Raw genomic sequence first — 19,568 nt, 5'->3', positions numbered from 1 at the left:
GTTGCACTGTTCCGGCACGTGCGATTCGGCGACCGCCAAACCGATACTAGGTCCGGCGTGCTGACTGGCATTCGCTTGGATCGATGGCGATGCTGAATGCTTTTAATTGCAGGCTGTCGAACGGCCAATTCAGTTGCTTTTGGCTTAGGGCATGCCACAACACCGGAATCAACACACCATACTCCACCTGCCATTGCTCATTGTCCATAATGTCCCGGCTCGTAAAATCCAGCCCGGCGGCTACCAATAACGCTTCCGCCTCTTCGCACAAATGGCAGCCTTCGGTGCCGAATAGAATAAAATCGACCACGGTTGAATCGATCAATGATTCATATGCGCAGCCAACCAACGTTCGGCTACTTCAAGCTTAAGGCCTTTGCGCCGCGCGTAGTCCTCTAACTGATCCTGATCGATCTTACCGACGTTGAAATACTGCGAGTCCGGGTGCGAGAAATACCAGCCACTGACTGCCGCAGTGGGATACATAGCAAAGTTTTCGGTCAACTCGATCGTGGTATTTTCGGTGACGTTCAGCAATTCGAACAACTTGGCTTTTTCGGTGTGGTCCGGGCAGGCTGGATAGCCGGGCGCCGGACGAATGCCTTGATAGGCTTCCTCGATCAAGGCATGGTTATCGTGCTCTTCGTCTTCGGCGTAGCCCCAATAATCGCGGCGCACCGCTTGATGCATGTATTCGGCGAACGCTTCGGCCAGACGGTCGGCCAAGGCTTTCAGCATAATCGAACTATAGTCGTCGTGGTCCTTTTCGAATTCGGCCAGTTTGGTTTCGATACCGATACCGGAGGTGACCGCAAAGCCGCCCAAATAATCGGCGACACCGCTGCCGACCGGCGCGATAAAGTCGGACAAGCAGTAATTGGGCCGGCCCGGTGCCTTGACGTTTTGCTGGCGCAAATGATGCAGCACTTCGCGTTGCTCGGTTCGGCTGTCGTCGGTGTACAGCACGATGTCGTCGCCGTCGCTATTGGCCGGAAAGAAACCGATCACGGCTTTGGCGCTCAACCATTCCTCGCGGATCAGCTGTTTCAACATCTCTTGAGCGTCTTCAAACAACTTGGTCGCTTCGGTGCCGACCACGTGGTCACTGAGAATGGCCGGATAGCTGCCGGACAATTCCCAAGTCTGGAAGAACGGCGTCCAGTCGATGTACCAAACCAGCGTATCCAACGGAAAATTGGCTATGACTTTGGTGCCGAGGAATTTTGGTTTAACCGGCTGGTGGTCGGCGTAATTGAATTTATTTTTCCGCGCCGCTTCAAGATTGTGTTGCGGATTCTTGGCATGCCGCCCCTTATGCCTTTCGCGTACCAACTCGTATTCGGCTCGGGTTTTCTCGACGAAATCGGCTTTCAAATCGTCGCTGAGCAGGGCACTGACCACGCCGACGCCGCGCGAGGCGTCGGTGACATAAACCGTCGGCGCTGCCTGATAATTAGGTTCGATCTTCACCGCGGTATGCGCGCGCGAGGTGGTGGCACCGCCTATCATCAACGGAATCGTGAAGCCTTGGCGCTGCATTTCCTTGGCCACATGTACCATTTCGTCCAGCGACGGTGTGATCAAGCCACTGAGGCCGATCACGTCGACTTTTTCCTCGCGGGCGGTTTTCAAAATAGTCTCCGCAGGCACCATCACGCCGAGGTCGATGACTTCGTAGTTGTTGCATTGCAGCACCACGGCGACGATGTTTTTGCCGATGTCATGGACGTCACCCTTGACGGTGGCCATCAGCACCTTGCCGTTGGTTTGCCTTTCGCTGCCATCCACTTCGGCGTCCATGAACGGCATCAGATAAGCCACGGCTTTTTTCATCACCCTTGCCGACTTCACCACCTGCGGCAAAAACATCTTGCCCTCGCCGAACAAATCGCCGACCACGTTCATGCCATCCATCAACGGGCCTTCGATGACGTGTAACGGCTTTTCGGCTTCCAGTCGCGCCGCTTCGGTATCTTCCTCAATATAATCAGCGATACCTTTGACCAGCGCATGTTCCAAACGTTTAGTGACCGGCCATTCGCGCCATTCCAGAGTTTCCACCTTGGCTGCCTGGCCGCTGCCGCGATATTTTTCGGCAATTTCCAGCAGTTTTTCGGTGCCTTCCGGAGTGCGGTTCAGGATCACATCCTCGACCGCGTCGCGCAATTCTTCCGGAATGTCGGCATAGATCGCCAATTGGCCGGCGTTAACGATGCCCATGTCCATGCCGGCCTGCACCGCGTGGTACAGGAATACAGCATGGATGGCCTCGCGTACCGGATTGTTGCCGCGGAACGAGAACGAGACGTTGGAGACGCCGCCGGAAATCAAGGCATGCGGCAGGGTCTGCTTGATGATGCGGGTAGCTTCGATGAAATCGACGCCGTAGTTGTTGTGCTCTTCGATGCCGGTGGCGACCGCGAAAATGTTCGGGTCGAAGATGATGTCTTCCGGCGGGAAGCCGATTTGTTCGGTCAAAATCTTGTAAGCGCGGCTGCAGATTTCCACCTTGCGCGCCATGGTGTCGGCCTGGCCTTGCTCGTCGAAAGCCATCACGATCACCGCCGCGCCGTAGCGGCGCACCAGTTTGGCGTGTTCGATGAAGTTTTCTTCGCCTTCCTTGATCGAGATCGAGTTGACGACGCCTTTGCCCTGAATGCATTTCAAGCCTGCTTCCAGAATCTCCCATTTCGAGGAGTCCAGCATGATCGGCACCTTGGCAATATCCGGCTCGGCGGCCAGCAGATTTAGAAAGCGCACCATCGCGGCTTTCGAATCCAACATGCCTTCATCCATGTTAATGTCGATGATTTGTGCACCGTTTTCGACTTGTTGCTTGGCAACTTCCAGGGCTTCTTCGTAACGTTCTTCGACGATCATTTTCTTGAAGATCGCCGAACCGGTAACGTTGGTACGTTCGCCGACGTTCACGAACAGGGTTTCCGGACCGATGCTCATCGCTTCCAAGCCGGCCAGGTGGCAGCGTTTTTCCAGCTCCGGAATCTTACGTGGCGGATATTTTTCCAGCGCGGCAACGATGGCGCGGATGGTGTCCGGCGAGGTGCCGCAGCAACCGCCGATGATGTTGAGATAGCCGCTCGCCGCCCAGTCTGCCAGCTCGGCGGCCATCATTTCCGGCGTTTCGTCGTATTCGCCAAATTCGTTGGGCAGGCCAGCGTTCGGGTGGGCGGAAACGTAGGTGTCGGCGATGTTGGACAGTTCTTCGATGTACTGGCGCAGTTCCTGAGCACCGAGCGCGCAGTTGAAGCCGATAGAGATAGGCTGTACGTGTTTTAACGAATACCAGAACGCGGCGGCGGTCTGGCCGGATAGCGTACGGCCGGAGGCGTCGGTAATCGTGCCGGAGATCATCACCGGCAATTTGTAACCTAGCTTGTCGAAAGTCTGTTCAACCGCGAATATCGCCGCTTTCGCGTTCAAGGTATCGAATACGGTTTCGATCAGGATGATGTCGGCGCCACCGTCGATCAAGCCCTGAGTGGCTTCGCTGTAGGCGCTTACCAAATCATCGAACGTGATGTTACGGAAGCCGGGATCGTTGACATCCGGCGACATTGATGACGTGCGATTGGTGGGGCCCAAGACGCCGGCGACGAAACGCGGCTTGTCCGGCGTTAACGCGCTGACTTCGTTAGCCGCCTGTTTAGCGACGCGGGCCGAAGCTACGTTGATCTCGTAAGCCAGGTCTTCCATCCGATAATCGGCCATCGCGATACGGGTGGAATTGAAGGTATTGGTTTCCAGAATATCCGAGCCGGCATCCAGATAGGCGCGATGAATCGCCTTGATTACCTCGGACTGGGTAATCGATAATAAATCGTTGTTGCCCTTAAGATCGACAGGCCAGTCGGCAAAGCGTACGCCGCGATAATCCTTCTCCTCCAGTTTGTAGCTCTGAATCATGGTGCCCATCGCACCGTCCAGAAACAAAATCCGTTGAGATAATAACTGGTGTAATCTTTGTGTGCTGTTCATACTGCCTGAGGGTCGTAAGGGTGAATATCGGTGGGCTAGTCCGCTTTATTATCAAACCAAATTTTGAGGGAAATCATGTCTAAACCCAGTCTATTGCATGTCATAAAAAGCGTGTTTGCCGCCGTGATCGGCGTGCAAAGCAATAAGAATAGAGAGCTTGATTTTCAGCACGGCTCTTTGCCTGCCTATATTGTCGTCGGGCTGATTGCGACTGTGCTGTTTATTTTAACGATAGTCAGCATCGTATCCGCAGTTACCGGCGGCTGAGGAATTTCGACGGTAACGAAGCCCAAGCGGCCTTGGGCTTCGGAGCCAGCCAAGTTGGTTAGTTGCTGGAGGTTTTGAAGCTGTTTTTGATGCTGACAAACAATTCTTTGATACCGCTGAACAGGTTGGCTGGTGTCAACGCTTGTTTCAAAATAAACTGACAGCGAATCAGAGCGACAGCCAACACACCGGCAAACGGCGGTAGTAATTCGAAGAAAACCGGCATGAACCAGCCGCCGGCGCCTTCCTGGGTTTTTCTATCGCCGACGCTGGTCAAGTCGCGATCATATTCGCCGCCGACATCTTTACCGTCCAAGCCGTCGATGATCATAATGTTGATGTTGTAGAACAACACCTGAATGACCAAGAACACTATGGCACAGCCGGCAACCCACATCAGCACATTACCCGTTTTGGCTTTTATCAGGGTTTGATATACCCAGATTGCCGTCAAAATCATTATTACGCCACCAATCATCTCTATTCCCCTTGTTGAAACTGTTTTTATAATTCTCAAAATTCAGGTTGAGAAAGCATACTACCATAATCCACCTGGATGGCAATTGCGGTCGGATGTTTCCGCGATAGCCATGAATCGCTTGACTTTGAAGGTGGCTAAAGTAACATATGAAGCTCGACCGCCAAAGACATGGCAAATTTTATAACAACTAACTAAAGGTAGGAGGCACCCATGGGAGCGATCTTAGATTTAACAGAAATGCTGAAAGAACCGTCGGGCATGATTGGAGCGGTAGTTATCATCGCTGCAGGATACTTCTTTGTAAAATGGGTTTTTGCTGAGCCTAAAGACGAAGAGTAAGCTACACCCCCTCGCTTACAAAGCTTTTCTGGAAAAAGCGGCTACGGATAGATCCCGTAGCCGCTTTTTTTTTGCCTGACGCATACCATTTTCAAATCCCTTATAATCTGTGGACTTTTAGCCTGCCGACCCGCCATGTACAAACTGTTAGTTCAGAAAGTCAATGCTCTTTATTCTAAAAAAGTACCCGCTACCGGCGTAGGCCTTTTCAGGCTTTTGTTTGGGGTGGTGACACTGCAGGAAGTTTTTTTTCTGCTGTATTTCAACCACTTGATATTCGACCCCATCCCATTCATGGATGTCGAATTTCCGATGATTCCGTTCTTCCTTTGGCTATGGGCCGCGGTGGCTTTTTGTCTAGCCATCGGTTACCGCTGCCAGGCGGCCAGTGTTGCTAACTACATTTTTTGGCTGCTATTCGTTAATTTCACACCTATGCAGCGCGATTTCGACGGCGGCTTCGATTTGTTCATGATCGGCGCCAATTTCTTTCTGATCTTCATGCCTATGGACCAAGCCTTTTCTATTGATGGCCTTAGGAAAAAATTGCTGCGCCCCTTCACGCATTATTCTCAATACCAAGCTCCGGAAGTGTCTGCACTGACTTATTATCTACCTGTCGCGATTTGTCTGGGCTTTTTGTATTTCGATTCCGCGATACACAAAATGTTTGCCGAGCATTGGCGCAACGGCTTGGGTGCTTGGTTGCCGTCTTCGATTCCGTATTACATGTCCGCGCTGGATTTGTCCTGGCTGCTGAATATCGAGATTTTGCAAAAAATCATCGGCTACACCATCATCGCATTCCAGTTTACTTTCCTGTTGTTTTTTCATCGCCGCCAGTTCAGATGGCTGTACTTTCTGACTGGGATTTCCTTGCATTTGGGCATTACCCTGTCCTTCAATATTTACCCGTTCGGAATGGGAATGCTGATTTTCTATGCCCTGGTAATGCCATTTGCCTGGTATAGAAAAATCGGGGGACTTCTACGGATCACACAACCACTATTGACGGTGTTTTACGACCAACAATGCCCATTGTGCAATCGCACAGTTTTAACACTGAATCATTTCGACGTTTTGCACGGCGTCGATTTCAAGCCCGCACAAGTGTTTGCAATCGATTATCCAGCTCTAGCCGAATTGGGCGAAAAGCAACTACTGACCGATTTGTACGCGGTGGATGGCGATGGACGGGTTTATGCCGGCGTTGATACTTACGCGCAAATTTTAATCTCGATGCGCTACACCGCGATGATAGGTTGGGCCATGAAACTGCCGCTGCTTTATCAGTGGATATGCGTGCGCTACCGGGCGATTGCCGATTCGCGCACGCGATTGGCGTGCGATGTGAGCTGTCTGCCGGTATCAGTTGAAAACCTGCCGCCGAGTTTGTACGAGCGAATTTTCGAAGCGGAGCATGCCTTACCGGCCAGAAGTCGCGTACACAAAATCAGCAAAGTGTTGCTGGTGTTGATCTTGTTTCAGTTCAACAGCAGCTTTCACTATGGTTTGCTGTACCGCCTGCATGTCGATACCCGCCAGTCGCCGATAACCAGCATGCTGGCGGATATGAGCAACGCGGTCTTAATGATGTCTCACACGTTTTTGGGCATCACCCCCCACGCGCTGTATCTTCACGACCATTTCGAAGGCTATGACCGTTTACTGGCTATTACCTATTTGGATGCCAACGGCGAAGAGCAATGGTTACCGTTTGTTAATCGCCAAGGCCGCCTGTTGGCGCCGAATTGGGGGCGGGTGCATTCCATGTGGGCCAACATTGCGGTAACCCCAAATATCGACGAGCTCCGCTTGAAAAAATTCATCATGAAAGTCACGGCGTTCTGGGGAAAAAAGAGTGGTTTAGAGCTCGATAGCACGCAATTTATCGTCAAAATGAAGAGAATTCGAGCACCGTTTGTGTGGGAAAAAGATCTCAGGAACAGCAACTTGACCGGAGAATGGCAAGCAATAGGCTCCGCACAATGGACTGGAAAGGACATAAAGATCAACCTGCCGAAAGACATCGATATTTTGTAAACATCTAGGGTATTGCATACTCGGTTTTGTCATGCTATAAATTTTGCGTGCTTGAATTTGAGTACACACAAAAATAAAAACCTTTAAATCGGAGGATGTTATGAAAAAAGTATTTTCTGTCTTGGCTATGGTAATGATGATTGTAAGCTTGAGCGGTTGCATGGATGACCCAGACCAAGGCAACCCAAAACCAAAAGGCTATGGTTCACCTAACCAACAAGGTTCAGGGGTTAAATAATCCAGCCTTGGCAGGATATTCCTTCCTAAGTAAGGCCCACGCATGTGGGCCTTATATTCAAGATTCTTTTCCTCCAAACAGATTTAGTTTGCGCGCAACTGCGTAGACATGTTTAAATCCCGCCGTGCTTAATTTTTTTGTTTAGATTCAGCACACGCAAAAATATAAAAAACTTTTATTTGGAGGATGTTATGAAAAAAGTATTATCTCTTTTAGCTATGACCCTGATGATTGCTGGCCTGAGCGGTTGCATGGACGATCCAGATGCATCAAAACAAAAAGTTTCTAGCTCTACTTCTGTAGCGCTTTAATCTTTAAGCTTGAAGAAAAAGGCCCGCGAATGCGGGCCTTTTTTTTGCAGCTTAAATTTTAGCTGTATTAGCTCAGACCTGATCTGACAGTTACCGTTTTTGCGGGGTGTCTGTCAGATTAGATTTGGTTCAGATTTTTTTGAGCCCAAATCTGTTTTCCATCCAGCAAGGTATCCATCGGCGTTCTGCCGTTGCACATTTTGCCCTGATGAGTTCGGTCATTGTTGTAATAAACCAGCCATTCGTCCAGATCTTTTTGGAGTTCATCCAGGTCGCTATAGAGCTTTTTGCGGAACGTGACCTGATAGAACTCCTGCAAGATGGTCTTGTGGAAGCGTTCGCAAATCCCATTGGTTTGCGGCGACATGGCCTTGGTTTTGGTATGGTCGATGTCGTTGATCGCCAGGTATAGCTGATAATCATGCTGTTCGACCTTGCCACAATATTCTGTGCCGCGATCCGTCAGAATGCGTAGAACGGGTAATGCGTTGGCTTCATAGAACGGCAATACTTTGTCATTCAGGATGTCCGCGGCAGTAATCGGCGTTTTGGTGGTGTACAGTTTGCAGTGAGCGACTTTGCTGTAGGTGTCCACGTAAGTCTGCTGGTAAATCCGCCCAACCCCTTTGAGGTTGCCAACGTAAAAGGTATCCTGCGAACCCAGGTAACCGGGATGGGTTGTTTCGATTTCGCCGCAGGCTTGATCATCCTGCTGCTTTTTCTCCAACGCCGCAATCTGCGCATCGCTCAGCATTAACCCTTCGGCGGCTACCTTGGCTTCCAGTGCTTTAAGCCTCTTTTTAAAGTTCTCCAGGTCATGCCGTAACCAGATGGAGCGAACGCCGCTGCCGGATACGAATACCCCTTGTTTACGCAGTTCATTACTGGTTCGATGCTGTCCATGCGCTGGCCACTCAACCGCATAGGCTTTCACTGCCAGCTCAATGCTTTCATCGACGCGATTCTTCAGATTCGGAGACCGGCGGTTTTTGTCGATTAAGGCATCAATGCCACCTTCGGCTACCAGCTCTTGATAACGATAAAACGTATCGCGCGAGACACCCATCACCTTGCAGGCTCTGGAGACGTTATTCAGTTCTTGGGCTAAATTTAACAGCCCCGCTTTGTGTTTAATGATCGGATTGTTTGTATGGATCATGAGAGTTACCTTTTGTGTTTTGTGTAAGGATTCGACACCCCTATCAAAACCGGTAACTCTCATCTTTTCAAGTCGATGTGTCAGATCAAGTCGTGACTAATACATTTTAGCCCTCTAATTCGAATTACCCTGCTATTCGTTCTGCATCGATTTGCAACATCGCTTTATTAATCCAGGCTTCGGCCTCTGCGTTAATATCCTTCGATTTTTTATCAATGCTACTGATAACCGGCCCAATCTTGACCTTAATCACGCCCGGATATTTCAAAAAACTGTTGCGCGGCCAATATTCTCCTGCATTGTGCGCCAGCGGAATCACCGGAAAACCGGATTTTTGCGCCAGCATTGCGCCACCCGCATTAAATTTTTTATGCGCTCCCGGCGCCACTCGGGTTCCCTCCGGAAACACCACCACGAACAAGCCTTCCTGCAAACGCTGAATCCCTTGATCGATCAACATTTTTAGCGCTTCTTTCTGATTTTGCCGATCTATCGCGATGGGTTTTAATGTCGCCAGCGCCCAACCGCCAAATGGGATTTGCAGCAACGATTTTTTCAAAACCGCGGTTTGCGGGAAAATAAATTGCCGCAAAGCCACCGTTTCCCAGGCCGACTGATGTTTGCTGAGAATAATCGCCGCGCTATCGCGAGGAATGTTTTCCAGCCCTTCCACTTCATAACTTAGCCCGCAACATAACTTCAGCATAAACAGCAGGCAATTGATCCAAACATCGGCGATTTTATAGCGCATCGGAAACGGCAGAAAAAATCCGCCCAAAATCGCCACCCCGACAATCAGTGTCGAGAATACTATGTAAATGAACAACAATGTAGAGCCCAAATAGACTCTAAAATCAGCTTGTCGAGACGATGTGCGTGGCTGCGTCATAAAGATTATCGAAAATAGGAACGTTACGTTGTGGATTATTAAGGGCAGTTTTTTCGCCTTTCCCGGTTTTGACCAGAATAGGTTTGGCACCGGCCGATTCCGCGGCCTGAATATCGCGCAAGGAGTCGCCAATCGCATAAGTTCGGCTCAAATCAGCTTGCGTATCGGCGGCAAAGCGTCGAAACAGTCCGTCCAGAGGTTTGCGGCAGTCACAAGTGTCGTTTGGGCCGTGAGGGCAAAAATAAATGGCTTCTATGTGTCCGTCGGCCTGGGACGCCAATTGCCGCATTTTGGCATGTATCGCCGCCAGCGTTGCCAAATCGAATAAGCCCCTGGCAATCCCCGACTGATTCGTAATCACCACGACTTTGTAGCCATGTCGATTTAACAGCGCAATGGCTTCCAGGCTGCCGGCCAGCGGCAGCCATTCTTCCGGTGATTTGATAAAATCGTCGGAATCGACATTGATGGTGCCGTCCCGATCCAGAATAACGTAACGCTCGGTCACGATTGCAGTTTGGAAATATCGGCGATTTTCAGGAATTGATTGGACAATTTGGCCAGCAATGCCAAACGACTGTTGCGTAAAACTTCGTCGTCGGTATTCACCATCACATTATCGAAAAACGCATCGACGCTATCGCGCAATTGGGCCAAACGACTCAAAGCCAGCGGATAATTCTGTTCGGCCAGCAAGGGCAAAATGTCGGCTTCCGATTGCTCGGCGGCTGCCAACAAGTTTTTCTCGGCGGCTTCTACCAAAGTACCAATGCTCTCCGTAGGCGCTTGATCCGATTTTTTCAGGATGTTGATAATGCGTTTGTTCGCCGCCGCCAGACTTTCCGCTTCCGGCAAGGCTCTAAAACCTTGCACAGCGCGAATACGCAGCATGAAATCCAACGGACTAGTCGGATTAACCGCCAATACCGCTTCGAACTCGTGGCTGGTATAGCCTTGATCCAGACAATAGCCTTTTAGACGGTCAAACAGAAAACCTATCACTTTTTGCCGGGTTTCGGCTTTATTAAAGCCGTGACTGAACTGATCCAGCGCCGCATCCAACAGTTCAACGACATCCAATGCAATACCGTTTTCGATCAGTACCCGCAAGATGCCCAGCGTGGCTCGACGCAAAGCATAAGGGTCTTTATCGCCGGTTGGAATTAAGCCTGCGCTGAAAATACCGGCCAAGGTGTCGATTTTTTCCGCCAGCGCCAACGCCTGGCCGATTTGACCGCTCGGCGTCGGGCCGCCGGATTGTTTGGGGTAATAATGTTCTTCCAAGGCTAAAGCCACGTCGGCATGTTCGCCGTCCGCAGCGGCGTAATAACGACCCATCGTGCCTTGCAGATTGGCGAATTCGCCGACCATATTGGTCATCAAATCGGTTTTAGCCAACAGCGCGGCGCGCTTGGCTAATTCAACATCGGCGCCTAACTTCCCGGCGATCAACGCCGCCAGATACGCAACGCGCTCGGTTTTATCGAACAAGGTACCCAGGTCTTTTTGGAAGACGATGCTTTTCAGGCTCTCAACCCGATCGGCCAGCGATTGTTTTCTATCCTGTTTCCAGAAAAATTCAGCGTCGACCAGGCGTGGCAATACCACGCGCTCATTGCCTTGACGGATGGAATCGGGGTTAGAGCTTTCGATATTAGCGAAGGTAATGAAATGCGGCAACAATCGGCCCGCAGCATTTTTGACTGGAAAATATTTCTGGTTGGCCTGCATGGTGGTGATCAACACCTCTTGCGGCAACTCCAGAAAACGCGCATCGAAATTACCCACGACCGGTACCGGCCATTCGTTTAGTGCCGCCACTTCTTCCAGCAAATCGTCTTCGATATGGGCAATCCCGCCAACATTGCTGGCCGCTTGATTGGCAGCATCGCGGATGATGGTCATGCGTTCTTCGAAATCGGCCAGCACCTTGCCGTGCTGTTTGAGGATGTCCAGATATTCGTGTGGACTACCGATGCTCAAATCCAATGGTGAATGAAAGCGGTGACCACGGGTGACGCGGCCGGTCGTGCGGCCGAGAATATCGGTAATCAGAATTTCGGAGCCCAACAGCAAAACCGCCCAATGTACCGGCCGGGCAAATTCGGCATCGAAACTTCCCCAGCGCATACGTTTGGCAATCGGTAAATTGGCCAGACTTTTGCGGATAATGTCGGGGATCAACTCGGCAGTGGCTTGGCCTTTTACCGCCTGTTTGAAAATCAGCCATGAACCCTTGTCGGTTTCCAGTTTCTCCAAATCCTCAAAAGACGCACCGCAGCTGGCCGCAAAACCTAATGCTGCTTTGCTGGGCGTACCATCGGAGCCGTATGCTGCCTGGATGGCCGGGCCGCGCTTTTCCACGACTTTATCAGCCTGAAAGGTTTGCAGATCGTCGATCAATACCGCCAAGCGGCGCGGCGTGGCATAGGCACGGCCTTGGCCGTAGCTCAAACCGGCCTCTTGCAAGCCGGCCAAAATATTGTCCAGCAAGGCCTGACTGAGTTTTTTTAAGGACTTCGGCGGTAACTCCTCGCAGCCCAGTTCGAACAATAAATGATTGGTCTCGGTCATGTCACGCTCCCTGTCTGGCGAGAATCGGAAAGCCTAGCGCTTCCCGGCGGTTGTAATAGGCTTCGGCGACCGATTTGGCCATGTTGCGTACCCGTAAAATGTAGCGTTGCCGCTCGGTGACCGAGATGGCGTGGCGAGCATCGAGCAGATTAAAGGAGTGGGACGCTTTTAACACCATTTCGTAAGCCGGCAGCGGCAGGTTTTTCTCCAGCAGCATCAGGCATTCACGCTCGTAGGTATCGAAGCATTGGAATAGGAAGTCGACATTGGCGTGATCGAAGTTGAACTCGGACATTTCTACTTCGTTTTGGTGGAACACGTCGCCGTAGGTGACCACGCCTTGCGGGCCGCGAGTCCAGACCAAGTCGTACACAGACTCCACGCCTTGTAAATACATCGCAATCCGCTCCAGGCCGTAAGTAATTTCACCGCTTACCGGCCGGCATTCCAGGCCGCCGACTTGTTGGAAATAAGTAAACTGCGTGACTTCCATGCCGTTCAACCACACTTCCCAACCCAATCCCCAAGCGCCCAGGGTTGGCGACTCCCAGTTGTCCTCCACAAAACGGATGTCGTGTTCCAGCAAATCCAGACCCAAATGCCGCAATGAGCCCAGGTACAATTCCTGGATATTGTCCGGCGACGGCTTCATGATTACCTGAAATTGGTAATAATGCTGCAAGCGGTTGGGATTTTCCCCGAAACGGCCGTCTGTCGGGCGCCGCGAAGGTTGCACGTAAGCGCTGTTCCAAGGCTCCGGACCGATGGCGCGCAAGAAAGTGGCGGGGTGAAAGGTACCGGCGCCCACTTCCTGATCCAAAGGTTGCAACAACACACAACCCTGATTCGACCAGTATTCCTGTAAGGTCAGAATCAGGCCCTGAAAAGTAGAGACATCGTTTTTGCTAATCGACACGTCGGGAGCCACTTGATAGATAAAAAATGAGTTTATTGTACCTGAAAAGTACTCGCTAGACAGGCGCCAAGGGGGCTTTAAAGAATCCCGCTCAAGCCTGCTAACATCGCTCCAGGCAAGCAGAATCTGTGCGCTCTGGCTCCCCACTAGCGTCCTCACAAGCCGGAATGCCATACCGACTTACTCAACCGCCAATAATAGTAGTTTTCCGTTGCAAGACATTCAGCCAATATTCCTTCTCCGCCAATAACCGGTTAAGATCAGCCCCAGAAAATAATAACTATAAAAAATAAGAGGGTGGATTATGCAAAACCCCAGCCGGAATCTTCCGGGTTACAGGCCGCTAAAACGCCTACGCACCGCGCTGGCTATTGCCCAAGGCGCCGGACTGTTGTCGACCTTGTTGCAAGAGCTGGAAATCACCGTCTCGCACGACCAGACCAAGCGAGTCACTTACATGACCGGCTTGTACTCGCGCATCCATCGCGAAATGTTCAGCGACTGGAAGGAGCAGCCCACGGTCACCCACCGCCCCGGCACGATGCCGGATGCCGATAAGCGCAAGCAATTCCGCGTGGCTATCGAACGCTTGGTGCTGGATGGCGACAGCAATGCCGATACGGCGATTTTCGATAACAACGGCTTTGTGATCCACAGCGAGGACATCGCCGAGCGACTGGCCAACTTTTATCATTCCTTGCGGATCATTCGGCCTTATGGCTACGGCAATCGGATGACGCTGGATTTTTTTATTACCGCGCTGGGTAACCTGCCGGCCTTCAAGGCCGTCTACGAACAAGGCATCGATTTTCGCCGCCTAACTGCCGAAGACGCTTTGGTGCTGCACGATCATAATAGTCAACACCGGGCGCTGAGCCGCGCCTTTACGCACGCCCTCGATCCCAGGCGGATTAAAAGCCTGCACAACCAAGCCAACCGCTACGGCAAATGGCCGGAGAACAAACGCTTTCTATTAGGGATTCCGTTTCTGTCGCATACCACCAGCGACGGCATCGAATGCCTGATCACCGTGACCGGCGGCCTGGTGCCCTTGAACAGCATTACCGCTGAACAACTCATTGCCGGCCAGCATTTTGCCGATAATCCGTTAAGCGTGTCCGAACACATCATCGGCTATCTGCCGGGTACTGAAGATTTGCGCGCCCCCGGCAAATTCGAGATCGATGCGATCCCGATTCGTGAAGACGGCGTTGCGCCGCTGTTTTGCCTGGACGTGAATATGCTTACCGGCTTGCGCTCCCCCAGCCAGGCCGAATTGATGGATTTGTTGAAGCAGTGCGCCGGCGAGCAAGCCAATCTATTTTTATTGGCGGACAACGAAGCCCTAAAACAAAAAATGCTGGTCGCCGCCCGTCACGAAGTGCGCTTGCGCCGTACCGTGGAAATTGCCTACGAGCGTTTAGCCAAGATTAGCCGCATTTTAATCGCCGCCCGAGACGCGATTTTTGCCGGCAAAACTCCGGTGGACCAACCGCATTTTCTGATGAGCATGGGCGGCGCCGGTGCCGGCAAAACCGCAGTCGAAGAAATTGCCACGGCGCTGTGTGGCGACAATTTCGTGATCGCTTCCCTGGACGAATTCAGAAAGCTCAGCGATCTGTACCGTTTGCTGACCGCCGCCAATCATCATAGCGACGACTACGTGTACGTCGAACCGTTCGCCAACCGCCTGCGCGACCTGGTAGCGCAACAGGCCCGCGAGCTGCGGATCAATATCCTCTACGACGGCACAGGTATTCCCTATTCGCCGCGCTATTCAACTGCAATTAAACAATTTCAAGCTGCCGGTTTTCGTACCCAGATTGCCGCGGTCGATGCTTTCTTAGTAAAGCCGGCCGGGCGGGAACTGGAGTTGTCGCGCTCCGGCGTGATCGGCAGCGTCAAATCGCGCTTTGAAGCGACGGGGCGGGCTTTGCCCTGGGTGGTCACCATCGATAAACACATCCGTTCGCCGCAAGAGTTTCTGCATGCCCTTGAAGACACAGCGCTGGCAAAAATTTCGCTGTTTGCCAACGACGGTGAGCGGGATAAGCATTATTTGGTGGCGGAAAGTGTCTTGCTTAGCGATGCTGAGCTGGAGCAATTGCAACAGCAACAGTTGGCCGGCCACTTGGTCCGGCATCTACTTGAGTTTATCCGCCAACATCCGGATTCGGTGTTGAAAAGCCTGGCCGGCGATTGCGAAACCCGATTGACCGCGCTGATCGCCCGGAACCCGGACTTGAGCGAAGACAACGTCGGCTATTTAATCTACAAAGGCAGCGAAGGCAACCGGGTATTACTGGTTTACCATCTGCGGCGCTTGATCGATTTTGTGGAAAAACGCCAGCTCAACCCCAATGCGTCCGGCGAGGACGGCCTGCTTCACAAACCGGTGGCGCTGGCGTTTCATGTTGACCCGAATGCGAAAGACGCTTGGATTACCCGTTTGCAGGGCAGTGTCGAATGACTAAATAGATTCGCAAAATGTTGGGCAACGACCAATCAGATGCTGAAACGCGGTCCAGCAGATTTGCCGTTAGCCAATTTGCTTGCTACATTTCCAGCACTGATTAAATCACCTAGCCCAATGGAGGCGTGGATGCGGAAACCTCAATTGTTCGATGCCCGCCGGCTGGGAAGCTATGTTGTCTTGTGGCTATCTTTATCGGCTCAAAGCCTTGCCGCGCCTAGCGATGACCCGGATATTCTGGCCCGCCGCGGTCAGCAGCATCCCGTGGCAACCGGACCAGCCACAGCGCCAACCTTAACACTGAGCAAACCAGCCGGCGGTTGGACCAGCGGTTTGCAAATCACCGTGGCCGGCACCTGTTCCGACCCAAGCGCCGATCCGATTGTGGTGAATATCAACGGCGTGCGTTATTACGTGCGCAACGCCAATGGCAGCTTCTCCCGCGCGTTTCCGGCCGCCAAGGGCAAGAACACCGTCATCGCCGAATGCGCCAACAGCGCGGGTGTCACCAAAGCCTCAACTACCGTTGATGCGGTGATTGCTTCGATAGGCTTAAAAGTGGTACTGACCAGCGACAGCGACGGCGTCTACACCGATTTGCATATCTACGAGCCGGACAACAGCCATGTGTATTGGGCCGATACCAATTCCAACAGCGGCGGCATCTTCTTTTTAAATCAAAACGGCGACAACTTCGACCAGCCTGGCTACGGGCCTTATTTGTACGTACATCCGGCCCCACCCATCGGCGTATTCCGCATCGATACCAATTACTGGCCGGGCGGCGCGGTGCAGCATACCTTGGCTAATCTGGACATTATTCTGGATGAAGGTTTGCCCACGGAAAGCCGGCGGCGAGTGCAAAAGCCCTTGGCCCGGCCCGGCGAAACCAAAACCCTGGCGTATGTGGTGATCCAAGGCAACCGCCAGCCGGCAAAAATCTATGTGCCCGGACAGGACGCCGAGCGCGACATGCCGGCGGAAGTAAGGGAATACATCAAACACGAACCCAAGCGCGAAGGCGAAGAAAACGGCGAGGACTTGGGAGCATTGGCGCCTACTGGGGCAGGGCTGGCATCTGCTCCCTCTCCTGCTGGAGAGGGTTGGGGAGAGGAGAATAAAAATAAGCAAACCTATCTACCATCACAAGATGCCGACGCCCTGCGCCAAGTCGTCACCGATGTGGCCTTGCTGCAAGCCCGCAAACTCAGCCCGCTCTGGGAGCCCAAACAACGCGACTGCGCCGGCCTGGTGCGTTTTGCTTACCGCACCGCTTTAGAGCCACGCGACGCGGCCCGCACCGCCAAACTTGGCGTGCCGGCCAAACTGATGCTGCCACCCTTGTCCGAACAGGCCCGCAAAGCCATCCCGGAGTACCCGCAAATTTGGCAAACCGGCCTGAGTAACGGCCAGCCGCGTTACGGCCACTTCGCCGATGCCGAGACACTGATTGGCTACAACTTTCGCCTGAAATCGCGCGACCTGGCGGCAGCAAAAAGCGGCGATCTGCTGGTTTATCAAAAACCCCTGGTCAACGACGAACCCTATCATTTGATGCTGTTCGCTGCCGGTCATCCGCAAAATCTGGCGGTGTACCACAACGGCGCGCAAGGCGAAGAGGCCCAAGTGCGAGTAGTCAGCGTCGCCGAATTATTGCAATCGCCCGATCCGGTGTGGATCCCCCGCCCGGAAAATCCCTATTTCCTTGGAGTGTACGAATGGAACCGCTTAGCCCCGCAAAACGCCTGACCGTGCTTGCCTCGGCGGCGGTGCTGACCGCTACCGCCGGTATTGTCGGCTATCAGGATTACTCCCGACAACCGTTAAGCCGTTTGATGCGCACCGGCCTGCCCCTGCTGGATTTGACCGTGAAACTGCGCGATTCCGCCAACAACGATTTGGATGCCAGTACTTCGCTGGTGGGCAGCAATGACGAGGTGCCGGCCGGCGACGAACATTGCCCAGCCTTGACAGGCGGCGATGTCGGCTCGGGTACCACGATGGACGTCACCGTCCAACGTCCCGCCGATTGTCCGAAACAGGCAACCTGGTATGTAAAGAAACATCCGGTGGCCTTTACCCTTAACTTCAATCAAGGCGAGACGTTTTTAAATTGGTGGGATGCGCAGCCGCAAGTGCAAAGCTTAGTCGGCAATCGCTTCGTGCAAGGCCTGTTTTTCGGCTTGCTGCAAAGTCTGAAAGTCAAAGCCGAACAACTCAATCTGGAAGGTCTGCAAGGCGAGTTTCTGGCGCAACTGCTGCGCGACGCCGTCGCCGCCAATGCCGAGCTGCATTACGACATGGCCCATGCCAGCCAGGGCTGGGTCATCAGCTACTCGCGTAGCGACAGCCAGTTTGCCGATCAAGCCATGCCGGCCTTGGCTGGCGTTTTGGCAACTAGTGGTTACCGCCTCAATAAATTGCCGGAACCGATCCTGGAAACCCGCATCGGTTTGCAAAAGCTGTTTTTCACCCAATTCCGCGAGCGGATTTATCTGGCGCAAAGCCTGGAAGCCTTGCTCAATGTCATTGACAGCATCGCCCCGCAAAGCCGCCGCAGCGATGCGCCGCTAAGTTTGACCTTACGTAGCGAAGCTTTTATCGACCATTTGCTGCCGGTGTTGACCGGCTCGCCAACGTATCCGTTGCAATGGGATTTTGCCTTAACAGACGGCCAACTGGGTGTGTTGAATTTACCGGCGGCTGCCTGGCAAAACCAATTGCACGGTCAGTTGTTCGAAGGCGTTTTAGCCAGTATCCCGCACGACGCCTTTGCCGGTGTGGCCGCCAGCCTAGCGTTATCGCCGGACTTAACTACGGAAGACTGGCAAGCGCTGGCGGCAAACGGCCCGTCAACCAACCCGATCGGCCCCGAACCGGCTGGTGTAGGCTTGGTTTGGGATTTCACCGCCGACAGCCCAACCGGCGCAGTCGGCATCATCGTCGCCAATCCCCAGCAACCGCAAGCCAGTGCCGCGTATGCGCAATATCTGAAAAACCCTGACCTGGGCGCTGAATGTGCCGGCGGCAGTTTATTTCTGGCGGCCAGTTCGGAGAGCTTGCTGACGAGGATGAAAGACGCCTGTAACAAGCAGTCCTTGAGTCCGTTGGATTGGCAACGCGGCGTCGAGAAACAGCGTATGCAAGCCGCGCAACTAACCGCTTTTGTTAATCCTGGCGCCGCGGTACGAGAACTATTTCTGGCAGGCGGCGCGGGTAACTCTCAGGAAGCAAATGAATTTGCGCCGCGCTGGCAGCAAGACTATGAGACCGCCAAGGCCGCGATGCGGCAGGAGGGGGATAAGTTGTTTTATGGTTTGCCGATTTTGAGTTATGCGGGGAGGGTTGAGGGGGATTCTGGGGCTGTTTTGGAAGGTAGGTTGGTAGGTCAAGAAGGTGGGAAATGAGTGGGTTTTTACGTGTTTTTGAGTTGTTGAGAGAATGTGTCGCTAGCGCGACGGATGTTTTAATGTCGGTTCTCGGACCGACAGCCGAGGTACTTTTCTTTGCTTGGCCAAAGAAAAGTACCCAAAAGAAAAGCCACCCGGATGCCGTTTTTCTCCTGCGCGCCGAAGCTTTTGCCGAGGGTTTTCAGAAGGGGCTTCCCAGCCCCTCCGAAAACGAGCGGCATCCCTGCCGCTCCCCTACCGGGCTGATCTCGGCAAAAGCTTCGGTGCTCGGCGCGGCATACGGGGAACACCAGTCCCCGATGAATGGGCTTACGAAAAAACTATATGCCAGTGGTCGTAAAGCCAAAAACTTATGGGCGCAATGCCCCAGAAAACTAACCAAATCGTATTTTCCAGAGATGGAGAAAAATTCGATAAGCCAGAGTCCCTAATAAAGTAAGCAAACAACAAAATAGGCCAAAGCATACAAACA

The 19,568-nt window shown here is 52.7% G+C and carries 16 protein-coding genes; 8 read left to right on the top strand and 8 right to left on the bottom strand.

What is annotated here, in order from left to right:
- Positions 1-46: 46 nt before the first annotated feature.
- Both ACH5Y9_RS22080 and metH read right to left on the bottom strand, forming a co-directional pair.
- Complete coding sequence (locus ACH5Y9_RS22080) at positions 47-325, bottom strand: glutaredoxin family protein (protein WP_445367604.1); 279 nt, start codon at positions 323-325, stop codon at positions 47-49.
- The gene (metH, locus tag ACH5Y9_RS22075) at positions 322-3,996 is read right to left on the bottom strand and encodes a methionine synthase (protein WP_445367603.1); all 3,675 of its coding nucleotides are present in this window, start codon (positions 3,994-3,996) and stop codon (positions 322-324) included. The genes ACH5Y9_RS22080 and metH overlap by 4 nt, the downstream gene beginning before the upstream one ends.
- A 75-nt stretch (positions 3,997-4,071) precedes the next feature.
- On the opposite strand from metH, the gene ACH5Y9_RS22070 reads away from it, so the two are divergent.
- On the top strand, positions 4,072-4,263 hold the full coding sequence (locus ACH5Y9_RS22070; RefSeq protein WP_033156854.1) for a DUF2970 domain-containing protein: 192 nt from the start codon (positions 4,072-4,074) through the stop codon (positions 4,261-4,263).
- 58 nt (positions 4,264-4,321) lie between these two features.
- Here ACH5Y9_RS22070 and ACH5Y9_RS22065 read toward each other — a convergent pair whose 3' ends face one another.
- Positions 4,322-4,723 (bottom strand): hypothetical protein, encoded by a 402-nt coding sequence (locus tag ACH5Y9_RS22065; protein WP_084153294.1) that lies wholly within the window; start codon positions 4,721-4,723, stop codon positions 4,322-4,324.
- A gap of 231 nt (positions 4,724-4,954) precedes the next feature.
- On the opposite strand from ACH5Y9_RS22065, the gene ACH5Y9_RS22060 reads away from it, so the two are divergent.
- The 3 genes from ACH5Y9_RS22060 (at position 4,955) to ACH5Y9_RS22050 (ending at position 7,364) form a co-directional block, all read left to right on the top strand.
- Positions 4,955-5,083, top strand: a complete 129-nt coding sequence (locus ACH5Y9_RS22060; protein ID WP_255189959.1) for a hypothetical protein — start codon at positions 4,955-4,957, stop codon at positions 5,081-5,083.
- A 135-nt stretch (positions 5,084-5,218) separates the two neighbouring features.
- Positions 5,219-7,126, top strand: a complete 1,908-nt coding sequence (locus ACH5Y9_RS22055; protein ID WP_445367602.1) for a DCC1-like thiol-disulfide oxidoreductase family protein — start codon at positions 5,219-5,221, stop codon at positions 7,124-7,126.
- A 100-nt stretch (positions 7,127-7,226) separates the two neighbouring features.
- Entirely contained in the window at positions 7,227-7,364 is a 138-nt protein-coding gene (locus ACH5Y9_RS22050; RefSeq protein WP_165385996.1) for a hypothetical protein, read from the top strand.
- A gap of 429 nt (positions 7,365-7,793) precedes the next feature.
- Here ACH5Y9_RS22050 and ACH5Y9_RS22045 read toward each other — a convergent pair whose 3' ends face one another.
- The 5 genes from ACH5Y9_RS22045 to glyQ all read right to left on the bottom strand — a co-directional run bounded on the left by ACH5Y9_RS22045 (position 7,794) and on the right by glyQ (position 13,213).
- Positions 7,794-8,834, bottom strand: coding sequence for an IS481 family transposase (locus tag ACH5Y9_RS22045; protein WP_445367601.1), 1,041 nt, complete (start codon positions 8,832-8,834; stop codon positions 7,794-7,796).
- A 124-nt stretch (positions 8,835-8,958) separates the two neighbouring features.
- Positions 8,959-9,723, bottom strand: a complete 765-nt coding sequence (locus ACH5Y9_RS22040; RefSeq protein ID WP_445367600.1) for a lysophospholipid acyltransferase family protein — start codon at positions 9,721-9,723, stop codon at positions 8,959-8,961.
- On the bottom strand, positions 9,689-10,231 hold the full coding sequence (gmhB, locus tag ACH5Y9_RS22035; RefSeq protein WP_445367599.1) for a D-glycero-beta-D-manno-heptose 1,7-bisphosphate 7-phosphatase: 543 nt from the start codon (positions 10,229-10,231) through the stop codon (positions 9,689-9,691). Before gmhB ends, ACH5Y9_RS22040 begins: the two co-directional genes overlap by 35 nt.
- Positions 10,228-12,297, bottom strand: coding sequence for a glycine--tRNA ligase subunit beta (gene glyS / locus ACH5Y9_RS22030; protein WP_445367598.1), 2,070 nt, complete (start codon positions 12,295-12,297; stop codon positions 10,228-10,230). The genes gmhB and glyS overlap by 4 nt, the downstream gene beginning before the upstream one ends.
- 1 nt (position 12,298) lies before the next feature.
- A complete protein-coding gene (gene glyQ, locus ACH5Y9_RS22025; RefSeq protein WP_033156860.1) occupies positions 12,299-13,213 on the bottom strand; it encodes a glycine--tRNA ligase subunit alpha in 915 nt (304 codons plus the stop codon).
- Between the two features lie 304 nt (positions 13,214-13,517).
- On the opposite strand from glyQ, the gene ACH5Y9_RS22020 reads away from it, so the two are divergent.
- The 4 genes from ACH5Y9_RS22020 to ACH5Y9_RS22005 all read left to right on the top strand — a co-directional run bounded on the left by ACH5Y9_RS22020 (position 13,518) and on the right by ACH5Y9_RS22005 (position 19,527).
- Complete coding sequence (locus ACH5Y9_RS22020) at positions 13,518-15,683, top strand: zeta toxin family protein (protein WP_445367597.1); 2,166 nt, start codon at positions 13,518-13,520, stop codon at positions 15,681-15,683.
- 132 nt (positions 15,684-15,815) lie between these two features.
- Entirely contained in the window at positions 15,816-17,435 is a 1,620-nt protein-coding gene (locus ACH5Y9_RS22015) for a DUF1175 family protein (RefSeq protein WP_445367596.1), read from the top strand.
- Positions 17,405-19,093, top strand: a complete 1,689-nt coding sequence (locus ACH5Y9_RS22010) for a hypothetical protein (RefSeq protein ID WP_445367595.1) — start codon at positions 17,405-17,407, stop codon at positions 19,091-19,093. Before ACH5Y9_RS22015 ends, ACH5Y9_RS22010 begins: the two co-directional genes overlap by 31 nt.
- Entirely contained in the window at positions 19,090-19,527 is a 438-nt protein-coding gene (locus ACH5Y9_RS22005; RefSeq protein WP_445367594.1) for a hypothetical protein, read from the top strand. The genes ACH5Y9_RS22010 and ACH5Y9_RS22005 overlap by 4 nt, the downstream gene beginning before the upstream one ends.
- The last annotated feature ends 41 nt before the right edge of the window (positions 19,528-19,568 follow it).

It is taken from the genome of Methylomonas sp. BW4-1 (assembly GCF_052474385.1).
This window is presented reverse-complemented; position numbering and strand designations above follow the sequence as displayed.